Origin of the sequence: Peteryoungia wuzhouensis, from assembly GCF_003205195.1 — a bacterium.
Taxonomy (GTDB): domain Bacteria; phylum Pseudomonadota; class Alphaproteobacteria; order Rhizobiales; family Rhizobiaceae; genus Allorhizobium; species Allorhizobium wuzhouense.
Genome location: NZ_QJRY01000005.1, coordinates 206,574 through 218,904, shown reverse-complemented (window position 1 = coordinate 218,904; position 12,331 = coordinate 206,574). Strand labels below are relative to the sequence as shown.

The following is a 12,331-nucleotide window of genomic DNA, read 5'->3' as shown; positions in this document are numbered from 1 at the left end:
CCGGCAACGGGAAGGTATTCATGTGTTGATCAGCGCCCGGTCCTGAATGGCGCTCAACCCGCTTTGGGCGGACTTTCTCTCGCGCGCATCTCAGGCAGGGAAGATCCGGCCGACAAGGCAGTCGGCCGGATCGGGGTTTGTTACTTCGTCAGATCTGTCCAGATCCGGGCATAGATCTGCTGCACTTCGGTCGGGCACGTCACCTGGAAATGGGCGGCGGATTTGAACTCGGCCGGAATGTTCATTTCAGGTGCCTTCGGCAGCTCGGGATCCATGAAAGCTTCGGAACCGAGGATCGAATTGGCATAACGTGTGTAGTTGGAGATCAGCGCCGCGTTTTCCGGCTCCATGATGAAGTTCAGGAAGAGCTTGGCATTGTCGACATTCTTCGCATCCGCGAGGATGGCGACATTGTCCTGCCAAAGCGAGAAGCCCTCTTTCGGGAAACCATAGGCAAAGCCGGGGTTCTCGGCGCGAATGCGCATCGTGGCGCCCGACCAGAAGATCGAGGCGTTGAGGTCTTCCTTGATGAATTTCTCGAAGCTCGCATAGTCGATCGAAGCCCAGAAGGGCTTGGCGGCCATCAGCTTGTCGCGGGCAGCTTTCAGGATCGCCTTGTCGGTGGTGCAGGCCTCGCCGCCGACATAGTTGATCGCCATGTCGATGACGTCGTTCATCTGCGGCACGACGTTGATCTTGCCCTTCAGCTCTTCCGGTGGATCGAAGATGACGGCAGAGGTGTTGATGTCGCCCTTGTAGACCTTGGTGTTGACCATCACGCCGGTCGTACCCCAGACCCATGGTGCGGTATAGTGGCGGCCGCTGTCCCAGGAGACGTCGACCCATTGCGGATCGACGTTCTTGAAGTTGGACATCTGGCTGGGCTCGCTCTTCATCAAGAGGCCCTTCTCGATGTAGATCGGCACCACGGAGGCAGACGGCACGACGATGTCGAAGCCATGGCCGCCGGCCTCGATTTTGGCCATGGCGGTCTCGTTGGAATCGTATTCGGTCAGCGTGACCTTCACGTCGTACTTTTCTTCGAATTTCTTGATCAAATCCGGCGGCGTATAGAGGCCGAAGTTGAAGATGTTCAGCTGTCCTTCGGCCAAGGCCGGGAGTGCCGTTGTCAACAGGAGACCTGTCGCCATCGCCAGTCTGGATGCATTGTTCATTGCGTTCTCCTCTGAAAGTTCAGTCTTTCTTTCGCGTTGCTACCCACGACCCGGCCACGATCAGCACGCTGATCAAAAGAAGAAGCGAGGAAATGGCGTAGATTTCTGAGGTGAGGTTCCGTCGGAGTTCACCCATCAGATAGGTCGGCAGGGTTTCCTGCCCTGGAGATTTCAGGAAATCGGTCATGACGAGGTCGTCGAGCGAAACCACGAACGCCAGCATGAAACCGGCCATGATCCCGGGCGCGAGCAACGGGAGCGTTACCCGCCGGAAGGCATAAAAACGGCTCGCATAGAGATCGGCGGCAGCCGTCTCGAGGTTGAGATCCATGCTCGCCAGCCGGGCACGGATCGGCAGATAGGCGAAGGGAATGCAGAAGGTGGTATGGGCCGCGATCAGGAAGCCGAGCCCGGTATAACCCGTGGCCTGCTTGATCTGGCCGATGATGATCAGCAAGGCGATCGCCAGCACGATTTCCGGAACCATGAGCGGCTGGTTCAGAATGACATGCACGATCCCCTCGCCGCGAAAGGCAGCCGTCCGGCTGGTGGCAAGCGCTGCCATCGTCGCCATGATGGTCGCAAGCACCGCCGCCGTCGTGGCAAGAATGAGAGAATTGACGGCCGCATCCATGAATGCCGCATTCTTCAGCGCTGCTGCGTACCATCGCAGCGAAAAGCCTTCCCAGTTGCCGATCACCTTGCCCGCATTGAACGAGTAGGCAACCAGGATCCCCATGGGAATATAGAGGATGACGAAGCAGGTGATGGCCAGGAAGGCCGCACCGGGCAGCCGCTTGACGTTGAAAGTGCCCTCAGCCATGGCTGCGCTCCTTCTTGTCCGAGGTGATGCGCGTGTACCAGACCAGAGCCAGCAGCACGAGAATGGTCAGCGTGATGGCCAGCGCCGCACCCAAGGGCCAGTTACGCCCCTGGCCGAACTGCATTTCAATGAGATTGCCGAGCATCATCGATTTACCCCCACCCATGATGCGGGGTGTAACATAGGCACCCAGCGCCGGTACGAAGACCAGAATGGAACCCGCGATGATGCCGGGCCGAACCAGCGGCAGAATGACCCGGCGCAGGCAGTAGTATCGGGAGGCGTAGAGATCGTAGCTCGCTTCGGCCAGGGTGAAGTCGAACTTCTCGATGGCCGCATAGACCGGCAAGACCATCAGGGGCAGGAAGACATAGGCCATACCCAGAAGCACCGCGAAGTTGGTGAACATCAACTGGAGGGGCTCGTGAATAACTCCGAGCGCCAGAAGGATGCGGTTCAGCACACCTTCGGAGCGGATCATTTCCTGTACCGCGATCGTGCGGACCAGAAGATTGGTCCAGAAGGGTATGGTGATCAGGAACAGCCAGAAACCGCGCTGTGACAGGGGGCGGGTGGCAATGAACCACGCCGTTGGCAGGCCGAAAATCAGGGTAATAAGGGTGGTTGCAAGCGAGAGACCGACCGAGCGGCCGAGGATGACCAGATTGGCATTGGACACCGTCACGGTGTCATCGAATATGTCCCGCTCGAAGAGGACGGAGAACCAGCCGTTTGTGGAGAAGGTCCATTTGACATTGCCGAAATCGCCGGGGCTCAGGAATGAATAGAGGAGCACGACACCGAGCGGCAGGATCGAAAACAGCATGATCGTCACGATCGCGGGCAACAAGAGGCCCCAGCGGCGGGACGTCTCGGTCAGTTTCATGGACGCTCCTCCCCATCTGCAATAATCCGGAGCGCCTCGACAGGCAGCGCGACGGAGATCGCTTCACCTTCGGCGAAACTGCGCCCCCCGTTGAGGCTTTTCTGCACACGGGCGACGAGAGCGGTGCCATCGGGCAGAGCGAGATGCACATGGCTGTCGGTGCCGAGGAAGACGACCTGCGTCACGGTTCCCGTGAGGTTGAGTGCATGGGGAAGGTTTGCCCCCAGCGCCACGTGCTCGGGACGCACCATCAGCGTCACAGGGCCGTCCGCAGCACCTGGCATGGCAACCTGCGCCGTCCCGACATTGACCAGACCATTCGCGGCCCGACCGGACAGGAAGTTGGATTCTCCGATGAAGCCTGCGACGAAACGATTGGCCGGGTTCTTGTAGAGTTCGCCCGGCGTGGCGATCTGCTGAACGCGTCCACCGCTCATGACCGCAATCCGGTCAGACATGGTCAGGGCTTCTTCCTGGTCATGCGTCACGAAGATGAAGGTCAGACCGGTCTCGCGCTGCAGGCGCTTCAGTTCGACCTGCATCTCCTTGCGCAATTTCATGTCGAGTGCCGACAGGGGCTCGTCGAGAAGCAGGATCCGCGGCTTGGCGACGAGCGCCCGGGCAAGGGCCACCCGCTGCTGCTGACCGCCGGACAGCTCGACGCTCTTGCGGTGCTTCAGGTGCGACAGCTGGACCAGCGTCAGCATGGCATCCACGGCGGGGTCGATCTCGCTGCGGGGGCGGCCCAGAGCATCAAGCGCAAAGGCGACATTCTGGCCCACGGTCATATGTGGGAAAAGAGCATAGTTCTGGAACACCGTATTCACGGGCCGCCGGTTGGGCGGCATCGGGGCGATGTCTTCGCCGTCGAGCACCAGAGACCCGCTACTCGGGCTGCTGAACCCGGCGATCAACCGCAACAGCGTGGTCTTGCCACAGCCCGAAGGCCCCAGAAGTGTGAAGAATTCGCCCTCAGCAATGGAGAAGCTTACTTCATGCAGCGCGGTGACAGTCCCGTTCCCATGACCGAACCGCTTGGATAGTTCTCGGATATCAAGCATGTGCCTCTCGTTCCCCAAAGGTCTTTGTAATATGCGTATTGACAAAATTTCTTTAGTCAATAAAATTTTTTATCGAAGCAAATATTTTATGGCGAAATGCTGATGTCCGAACTGTCCAGTCATGTAACCTCAGGGGAGCCCGGGCTGAGAAGTCGGAAAAAGGCAAAGCGACGCGATGAGATCATAGCCGTCGCAAGGACGCTGTTTGATCAGCAAGGGGTCGACGCGACCACCATGGCTGACATCGCCGCAGCAGCCGGCATATCCCCGCCCACGGTGTTCAATTACTTCGGATCGAAGGATGGCGTCCTCATCGCGCTGATCAGCGAGGGGACAACGGAGGCCCGCGAAAGCGACCGGCACCAGCACTGGCGAGAAGGAACGGATCTCGGGGCCCTGCTGGTCGGGCTGTTCCTTCGTGTTTCGCGTCGCACTCTGGAGATCGCAGACAAACGGGTTTGGCGTTACGCGGAAGCGGCAGCCATTCGCCATCCAGACACCGAACTCGCAGTGCAATATCAGGGCGTTTCGGAAGCGTTGGTCGAGGTTGTCGGAGAATTCGTGGCGGATCTCGATATTCGAGCGAAGTCCGGAGAAGAAATCCCGCCGACTTTCGTCGCCAGGCTGTTCCACGATGTCTGGATGCCCTGCTTCATCAGCCTCATCACCAATGAAGACCAGAGCCTTGCGCAGCATGAAGCCGTTCTGCGGCGACGGATACTGCCACTCGTGACCCTGCTGTTCGACGAGCGCAGCATCCAGACTCCCAAGCGCAAAGGATAATCCGCATGACGGCATCGCTGCTCTTCATCAATGCCCGCGTCCTGACGATGGATGCAGGTAAACCGCATGCGAGTGCGCTTGCCGTTGCCGGCGATCGTATCCTTGCAGTCGGCGACGAGGGTGATGTTCGCGCGTTTGCCGGACCAGAGACCCGCATCATCGATGCCGACGGTGCGACCCTCATGCCGGGTTTCGTCGAAAGTCATCTGCACATCTTCTCCGGTGCCTATGGCCAAACCCTGCTGCAGCTTGCCGAGATCAGGGGCTTCGATGCCATGAAGGCGGCGGTCGCCGCTTTCGCCGGCGCACGACCGGATGAAGGCCTTCTGTTCGCACAGGGCGCGGACTACGAAATCCTCGGCAAAGGCACCCGTCTCGATCGCCACGCACTTGACGCCATGTGTCCCGATCGGCCCCTGGCCGTCATGGCCTACGACTTCCATACGCTCTTCGCCAATACGGCGGCCCTTAAGTCGGCCGGCCTCTTGCACGGACGCGACCTGCCGGTTGGGAATGAAGTGGTCATGGGCGACGACGGCCTGGCGACGGGAGAACTGCGGGAGAAGTTCGCACTTCTCCCCGTTCTGGAACTGCGCACCTCAGGCGGACGCGAAATGCTCGGCATGTCCGGCATCGAACCACCCGTGGCGCCCACGCAAACGGAGTGGCGGGAGGACATGGACGTCCTGAAGGCCGGAATGCGTTTCGTCGCATCGAAAGGTATCACCTCCATCCACAATATGGACGGCAACCGGCACCTGATGGAACTGTTGCGCGACGTGGAAAAGGAAGGCGGATTGCTGGCCCGCACCTCCGTCCCGTTTCATCTGACGCGCGAGATGCCGCTCGCTGAACTGGAACGCGCCTCCGCCATGACCCGCGACTTCACGGGAGACACGCTGACCTGCGGCCGAGTCAAGATCTTCGTCGACGGCGTGATCGAAAGCGGCACGGCGGCAATGCTGGCCGACTATGCCGACCGCCCGGGTCACAGGGGTGAGCCGATCTTTGACAGCGAGAGTTTCCGGGAAGCGGCAATCGAGGCGGATCGTCGCGGACTGCAGATTACCGTCCATGCCATCGGCGACGCAGCTGTGCGCATTGCACTCGATGGCTATCAGGCCGCCCGAGACGCGAACGGTCCCCGTGACAGTCGCCATCGCGTCGAGCACGTGGAAATGATCGACCCCGCCGATGTGCCGCGATTTGCCGAACTCGGCGTGATCGCCTCGTTCCAGCCGCTACACGCTCCGGTCGGTGAGACACCGACATCTCGCAGCATCGGGGCGGAGCGCGCACCGCATGCCTATGCCTGGCGCACCCTTGCAGAAGCCGGGGCGACCGTTGCCTTCTCCTCGGATTGGCCGATCGTGCCGGTTGACCCGCTGCTTGGCATCCAGACGGCACTCACCCGGGAACCGCACATCGCCGGATTGCCGGACCAGCGTCTGTCACTGCACCAGGTGCTCGAGACCTTCACCTGCAACGGCGCTTATGCCGGCCATATGGAGCAGAAGACCGGCCAGCTGAAACCGGGCATGTTTGCCGACCTCGTGCTCCTGTCCGGCAACATCGAAACGACACCGGCGCAGGACATTGCGTCACTCGGCATCGCCATGACCGTCTGCAACGGAAGGATCACCCATGAAGCCTGAGGACGTCTCCGCCGACATGACCAGCCTCGGTGCCGGGGAGACACTGGGGCCACCGACCCTCGTCAAGGCTTGCGTAATCCGCGCGGATATCGGTCCGGCGATCGAATATACGACGACGGACGGCCACGTCCGTGCCTTCTTCCCCATCGCCGGCGGCGAAGCACGCGGCGCTGGCTGGAAGGGACGCATCCTGCCGGGCGGTGCCGATTTCGCCATTGCCTTGCCGGATGGCTCCTATGCGATCGAGGCTCGATACTTCCTCGAACTCGAAGACGGCACACCGCTCATGGTCACCAATGCCGGCAAGATGGTCCGGCAAGCCGATGGCAGCTATCGCGGGCGGACCCGCGCCACGCTCGAGGTGCCAGAAGGTCCTCATGCGCATCTCGGCAAGCAGGTGTATTTTGGCACGGCACTGGCCGAGCCCGACGACCAGGACCACGTCTATATCGAGCTGTGGGCAGCGCCGATCTGAAGGCGAACGACCCACCCTTCGCCAGCTACGACGGCCGAACCGTCAATCGGATCGGGCCGTTCTGGCAACGTCCTGAAGGCTGAGAAAGGCACGGTAACGTCTTTCATGGATATCTGCGATGTCCCCGCCGCTTGGATCATATTGAGCGGCCATATGGGAAAGTGCGGCCATCGCATCGCGAACATCGGCGAAAGCACCTGCCGCTACGCTGCCAAGAATAGCCGAACCCAAAAGCACAGGTTCGGCTGCAGCCGTTGCAACGACAGGCTTGCCGCACGCGTCAGCCAAGATCTGCCGAACAAGCGGACTTGCCCCGGCACCTCCGCTGATCACGACCCGCTCGACGGAAGCACCGGCCTTGGCCTGAGTTTCGATGATCTGACGCAATCCATAACCGATACCACAAAGGCCGGCGACGTAGAGCGCGACCAGATTGTCGAAGTCTCGCTCCATTCCGAGACCCGCGATGATCGCCCGGGCATGCGGATCGGCAAAGGGAGCACGGTTGCCGAGGAACTCCGGCACGACATGCAGACCGGCCGCAAGCGTAACCGCCTCTGACGCCGTAGAGACCTTGCCGGCTGCGATCCCGGCCATATAGGCCGGAAGTGCCTGGCCCGCTTCACGCGCCTGGGCGGCTGCTTCAGCGGCGGCCGGATGAAAGGACAGCAACTGATCGATCGCCGCACCGGCGGCACTCTGGCCACCCTCGTTCAACCAGAGACCGGGGACCATGGCGGAGTAATAGGGTCCCCAAACCCCCGGCACGAAGATCGGCTCGGTGGTGGAAGTCATGGTGCAGGACGAGGTGCCGAAGACGTAAGCCAGGTTTTCCGACGGATTTCCGCCGATGCCGACGGTGCCGATGCCGCCGGCATGGGCGTCGATCATCCCTGCGGCCACGGACGTACCGGGCGTCAACCCCATCGCTTCGGCCGCCGCCACGGTGAGCCCCCCCTCCAGGCGCGCGCCCGGCTCCACCATCTGCGTACCGATACGGGAAAAACTCTCGGCCGCGAATTCCTCGAGGCCGATCTTCTCGAAATAGCTCGCATCCCAGCGCGCCTCATGGGCGAGATAGGTCCATTTGCAGGTGACCGTGCAGGTCGAGCGGGAGAGATCGCCCGTCGATTTCCAGGTGAGAAAATCGGCCAGATCGAAAAACTGCCATGCGGCCGCAAAGGTCTCCGGCCGGTTCTCCTTGAGCCACAGGATCTTTGGCGTTTCCATCTCCGGCGAAATGCGCCCGCCTACATAGCGAAGCACATCGTGCCCCCCGGCATTGATCCGCTCGGCCTGGACTACGGCGCGATGGTCCATCCACACGATAATGTCGCGCTCGGCGTCTTCCGACGGACCGACAGCGAGCGGCATTCCCCCCTCGCCGAGCACGACGAGCGAGCAGGTCGCGTCGAATCCGAGCCCGATCACGTGCGCGGGATCAACACCCGACCAGGCGACCGCCTCGCGGATGGTGGTGCAGACAGCGCTCCAGATCTCCGTGCTCGACTGCTCGACGATCGAACCCGCCTCACGAAAGAGCGTGATGTCGCGCTTGGCGACGGACAGCATTTTGCCGGTAAGATCGAAAAGCCCCGCACGCGCGCTGCCGGTTCCGACATCGACGCCGATGACGTAGCGGGGCGCGCCCTCGGTCGAGTTCTGTGCTGGGGCCATGATCATCCGCTCGGTTGTTCGTATCAATTCGAAACCCTGGGACGCGCGATATCGTTCGAGCCTTCCGCTTCGGGACCCAATCCGTAGCTCATCCGCTTCATCTGTTCGATCACGCGCGACATTTCCTCATCGGACAGGATCGGAGGTTCACCCAGCGTCAGCACCTGCACATACATGCGTGACAGGGTCTCGACCTCGATCGCCAGCCACAGCGCCTGTTCCAGGTCCTTGCCGAGCGAAATCTGGCCGTGCTGACCAAGCAGGCAGGCGAGGCGGCCGTCGAGCGCCTTCAGGGCGTGATCCGAAAGCGCCTGGGTGCCAAAGGTGGCGTATTCCGCGCAGCGAACCGTCGTTCCGCCGGCAACGCCCACCATGTAGTGGAAAGCCGGAATGGTCTTGTGGTGGCAGGCGAGCGTTGTGGCATACATCGAATGGCAATGCAGCACCACGTTGATATCAGGCCGGTTCTTCAGGATGTCGCGGTGGAAACGCCATTCGGAAGAGGGTCTGCGGCCGACATAGGTGCCGTCGAAATCCATCTCCACGAGATCGTCCGGCGTCATGATGTCATAGGGCAGCGAGGACGGGGTGACTAGAAAACCCGTTCCAGAACGGACGGAGAGATTGCCGGCCGTGCCCTGATTGATGCCGCTGGAATTCATCCTTCGGCAGATCTCCACCATCTTGCGGCGCAGGTCCTGGTTTTCAGTATCGGTCATGGGAATGTCCTTTCAGAAGAAGGTTTTGCCTGGCGGGCAAGTTCACGCCAGCGCCGGTGATAGGAGGTCGTGATATCAGGGGGCGCCTGGAAAACGTCGGCGCTGCGCAGATGCAGACTGTCGGAAGCGCTGCTCGTGCCGTGGGATGCGAGAAGTGCCGCACCCGTCGCAACGCCATAGGCGTCGAGATTGAAAAGCGTCTCGCCCCTGCCGCGAAAGGCGGCAACGAGAGGGGCAAACAAGGGGTCTTTCAGATAGGTGCCGTCAAGAACTGCTGTTCCCTCGACCTTCAAGGCATCCAGACACTCGGCCGAGAGTTGAGCCACGTAGATGAGCGCCAGGGCGCGGCGCTCGACGGCGCTCTGTGGTTCGGGCCCGACGACATGCCCGAGCCGGGCACTGCCGGGGAAAAATCCATCGCCGTCACCGAAGCTTGGCACCGCCATGGTACCACGCCCGATCAGCGCCATCACCGTGGCAGGGTCGACGGCAGCACTTCCGGTGCCCTCACCTGCAACATGAACGAATTCCCGGCCACCCATGGCCAGGGCACCCGCAACCGGATGCCCGAACACGTCGCTGTTGATCGTCATGCCAGCCGCTTCATCGAGATCATCCAGCCGGGTCCTGCGGCTCATGCCGACAATCCAGGTGCCGGTGGACAGGATCGCGGCATCGGTCAGACCGGCAGCCTGGTAGCGGTAGAGATTGGCGCTGCTATCGTGGATGCCGACCAGCACGTCGAGGGCGGGCGGCAGTCCGTAGCGCTGGGCCAGGGCCGGACGCACAGGACCAAGGCTGGACCAGGCCGGTGCGAAGGGAGGCAGCAGACGTTCCCAACCCCTCGTCGTGACGATAGGCGTCGGCCTGTTGTCCGGGATGTTCCACAGATGTGATTGCGCGCCGAGGCATGAGGCTTCCGAAACGGCGCTTCCCGTCATCCGCCAGGCCCAATATTGCGGCAGGCAAAGGAACCAGCGGGCGGTGGCGAAGCGCTCCGGCTCGGCCATCTCCATCCACAGCATCTGACGTGCCTGATGGGTCGCGCCGTGCATGATCGCACTGCCACGATCACGAAAGGATCCGGCAAGCGGCGCATAGGCCTCCCGAACCGCCGACGGCAACGGCTGTTCATAGTCGATCATCGGCAGCACCGCGCCATCCCCTGCATCGGGATCGGAACCGACCAGCACGCCACCGGAACCATGGGCGGCAGACACGAAGGTCTTGATCGGATGCCGGCGGGCGAGCGTGGCAAGTCCTTCGAACACCCAGTCGCCAAGTGCTGCGAGATCGTGGTGCTGCCACGGCGGGCCGGGCCGGACGGGATTTGCAATGGAGAGCGTCTCCACCACGTCACCCGTCGCCGTCATGGCGTTCAGCTTCACATTGGTCTTGCCGACGTCGAGGACGCAGATGCTGGCTGATGCCGTGTGATCAATCATCGTCGCCCCCCGGTGAACGCTGGGAGAATGCCTGCGGATCGAAATCTTTCATGGCGCTCCCGTCTCCCTCAGTTGGCGAGCCGCAGGTCCGGATCGGCACTACCCTCGATGATCGCGACGCCGTTTGGCAGATCGTTCTCCTCCAGCTTGAACCGGATCTGCTCCGGCGAAAGACCGTATCCCTGCCAGCGTTCCGTAAGACGCCGCCGAAGCTCCGCCTGCGTCACATCGACGAATACGGCAAAGTCGAAGATCGGCTTCAACCTGTCCCAGGGTGGCTGCCGGAGCAGCAGATAGTTCCCCTCGCAAAGGATGATCCCGGTCCCACGGTCGATCAGCCGTCCGCCTGCCCGTGCGATCTCGATCTGGCGGTCGAAGACGGGCACCGCGATCGTCTCCTCGGCGTTCTCCTTCAGTCGCAGCAGCATGTGCCTCAAGCCATGGGCATCAAATGTGTCGGGTGCACCCTTGTGGGCTCGCCGTCCCATCGCGTCGAGCACATGATCGTCGTAATGGTAGCCATCCATCGGGAAGACAGCGGCAAGCCCCGGCCGGTCACGGTTGATGCTGTCGGCGACGGCTTCGGCAATCGTCGACTTTCCCGATCCGGGCGCGCCGGCAATGGCAAGCAGGACCCGCGCACCGCCCCTGCCCGCATGCAGCCTCAGGGCTTCCCGAGCCAGTATGCTTATATTGTCTTCGATCGCCGCCATCGACAGCACTCCCTGGCGAGGTCGGACCCGGCCAAATGCCGGATGCCGACAGATCTCTTCCTATCGATCAGATGAGGCCGTATTGCGCAGCCTTGTTGCGCAGGAAGGGAAGGCCATTGTCCATCACCTCTTCCATGTCGCGCGCCACCGGCCGCCAGACGGCAAGCCCGTAGGCCACTTCGGGCGGCATGTTGATGAAGCTTTCCATGGCGAGTCCGCCCTTGAAGCCGATGGCAGCAAGCGTTGCGTAAATCTCGTCCCACGGCACATTGCCGTATCCGGGCGTGCCGCGATCACTTTCCGAGAGGTGGATATATTTCAGGTGGTCACGCGCGACGAGAATGCCGTTCGCCGCACCCTTTTCCTCGATATTCATGTGGTAGGTATCGAGATGCACGAAGACATTGTCGGCACCCACCCGCTCGACGACATCGACCGCCTGCTGCGCCGAATTGACCAGGTGGTTCTCGTAGCGGTTCACCGCCTCGACGCCGAGCTGTATGCCGAAGCGCTTGGCGTGCTTGGCTGCGGCATCCAGAACGCGGGTGATATTGTCGTATTCGGCTTGGGTCGGCGGCACGCCTGTCCTTTCGCCGATCCCGCCATAGATGACGCCTGAAAGCGCTTCGCCGCTCATCTCTGCGGTCTTTTCGATCGCGACCTTCAGATGGTCGATCGCCGCATCCGGACGGACCGAGGCCCAGGCGCTCTCCGGCAGCCCGAGCGAGCAGACGGCCCTGAGCTTGTTCTTTTCCAGAAGATCGCGCGTATGCTTCGCATCGACGGCCGGTGCGTTGAGCAGGGCGATCTCGATGAAATCCATCTTGTAGTGGACAGCCCCCGCGATCGCCTTTTCCGCGCCTGCGCGATCCCAGTTCATGGTCCACATGCTCGTGTGAACGCCAAAGCCTTCCATAAC

12 protein-coding genes are annotated in these 12,331 nt (G+C 61.6%); 3 read left to right on the top strand and 9 right to left on the bottom strand.

Annotated features, from left to right (window positions below; translation table 11 throughout):
* Positions 1 to 140 precede the first annotated feature (140 nt).
* From DMY87_RS14970 to DMY87_RS14955, 4 genes are read right to left on the bottom strand one after another with little or no spacing between them, the layout of a single operon-like run.
* On the bottom strand, positions 141 to 1,175 hold the full coding sequence (locus tag DMY87_RS14970; protein WP_205908173.1) for an extracellular solute-binding protein: 1,035 nt from the start codon (positions 1,173 to 1,175) through the stop codon (positions 141 to 143).
* Positions 1,176 to 1,194: 19 nt separating this feature from the next.
* Positions 1,195 to 1,998, bottom strand: coding sequence for an ABC transporter permease (locus DMY87_RS14965; protein ID WP_110792429.1), 804 nt, complete (start codon positions 1,996 to 1,998; stop codon positions 1,195 to 1,197).
* A complete protein-coding gene (locus DMY87_RS14960) occupies positions 1,991 to 2,884 on the bottom strand; it encodes an ABC transporter permease (protein ID WP_110792428.1) in 894 nt (297 codons plus the stop codon). Before DMY87_RS14960 ends, DMY87_RS14965 begins: the two co-directional genes overlap by 8 nt.
* Positions 2,881 to 3,945, bottom strand: a complete 1,065-nt coding sequence (locus DMY87_RS14955) for an ABC transporter ATP-binding protein (RefSeq protein WP_110792427.1) — start codon at positions 3,943 to 3,945, stop codon at positions 2,881 to 2,883. Before DMY87_RS14955 ends, DMY87_RS14960 begins: the two co-directional genes overlap by 4 nt.
* A 96-nt stretch (positions 3,946 to 4,041) precedes the next feature.
* Here DMY87_RS14955 and DMY87_RS14950 point away from each other — a divergent pair, with 96 nt between their 5' ends.
* The 3 genes from DMY87_RS14950 to DMY87_RS14940 are packed head-to-tail and all read left to right on the top strand — an operon-like array spanning position 4,042 to position 6,858.
* Complete coding sequence (locus DMY87_RS14950; RefSeq protein WP_110792426.1) at positions 4,042 to 4,728, top strand: TetR/AcrR family transcriptional regulator; 687 nt, start codon at positions 4,042 to 4,044, stop codon at positions 4,726 to 4,728.
* Between the two features lie 5 nt (positions 4,729 to 4,733).
* Positions 4,734 to 6,383, top strand: a complete 1,650-nt coding sequence (locus DMY87_RS14945) for an amidohydrolase (RefSeq protein WP_110792425.1) — start codon at positions 4,734 to 4,736, stop codon at positions 6,381 to 6,383.
* Positions 6,373 to 6,858 (top strand): DUF3237 family protein, encoded by a 486-nt coding sequence (locus DMY87_RS14940; protein ID WP_110792424.1) that lies wholly within the window; start codon positions 6,373 to 6,375, stop codon positions 6,856 to 6,858. Before DMY87_RS14945 ends, DMY87_RS14940 begins: the two co-directional genes overlap by 11 nt.
* Before the next feature lie 42 nt (positions 6,859 to 6,900).
* On the opposite strand, the gene DMY87_RS14935 is transcribed toward DMY87_RS14940, so the two are convergent.
* From DMY87_RS14935 to DMY87_RS14915, 5 genes are all read right to left on the bottom strand, one after another.
* Positions 6,901 to 8,535, bottom strand: coding sequence for an FGGY-family carbohydrate kinase (locus DMY87_RS14935; RefSeq protein ID WP_110792605.1), 1,635 nt, complete (start codon positions 8,533 to 8,535; stop codon positions 6,901 to 6,903).
* A gap of 23 nt (positions 8,536 to 8,558) precedes the next feature.
* Positions 8,559 to 9,254 (bottom strand): class II aldolase/adducin family protein, encoded by a 696-nt coding sequence (locus DMY87_RS14930; RefSeq protein WP_110792423.1) that lies wholly within the window; start codon positions 9,252 to 9,254, stop codon positions 8,559 to 8,561.
* Positions 9,251 to 10,699 (bottom strand): FGGY-family carbohydrate kinase, encoded by a 1,449-nt coding sequence (locus DMY87_RS14925; RefSeq protein WP_110792422.1) that lies wholly within the window; start codon positions 10,697 to 10,699, stop codon positions 9,251 to 9,253. Before DMY87_RS14925 ends, DMY87_RS14930 begins: the two co-directional genes overlap by 4 nt.
* 68 nt (positions 10,700 to 10,767) lie before the next feature.
* Entirely contained in the window at positions 10,768 to 11,412 is a 645-nt protein-coding gene (locus DMY87_RS14920) for a nucleoside/nucleotide kinase family protein (protein ID WP_110792421.1), read from the bottom strand.
* A gap of 67 nt (positions 11,413 to 11,479) precedes the next feature.
* Complete coding sequence (locus tag DMY87_RS14915) at positions 11,480 to 12,328, bottom strand: sugar phosphate isomerase/epimerase family protein (protein ID WP_110792420.1); 849 nt, start codon at positions 12,326 to 12,328, stop codon at positions 11,480 to 11,482.
* Positions 12,329 to 12,331: the final 3 nt, after the last annotated feature.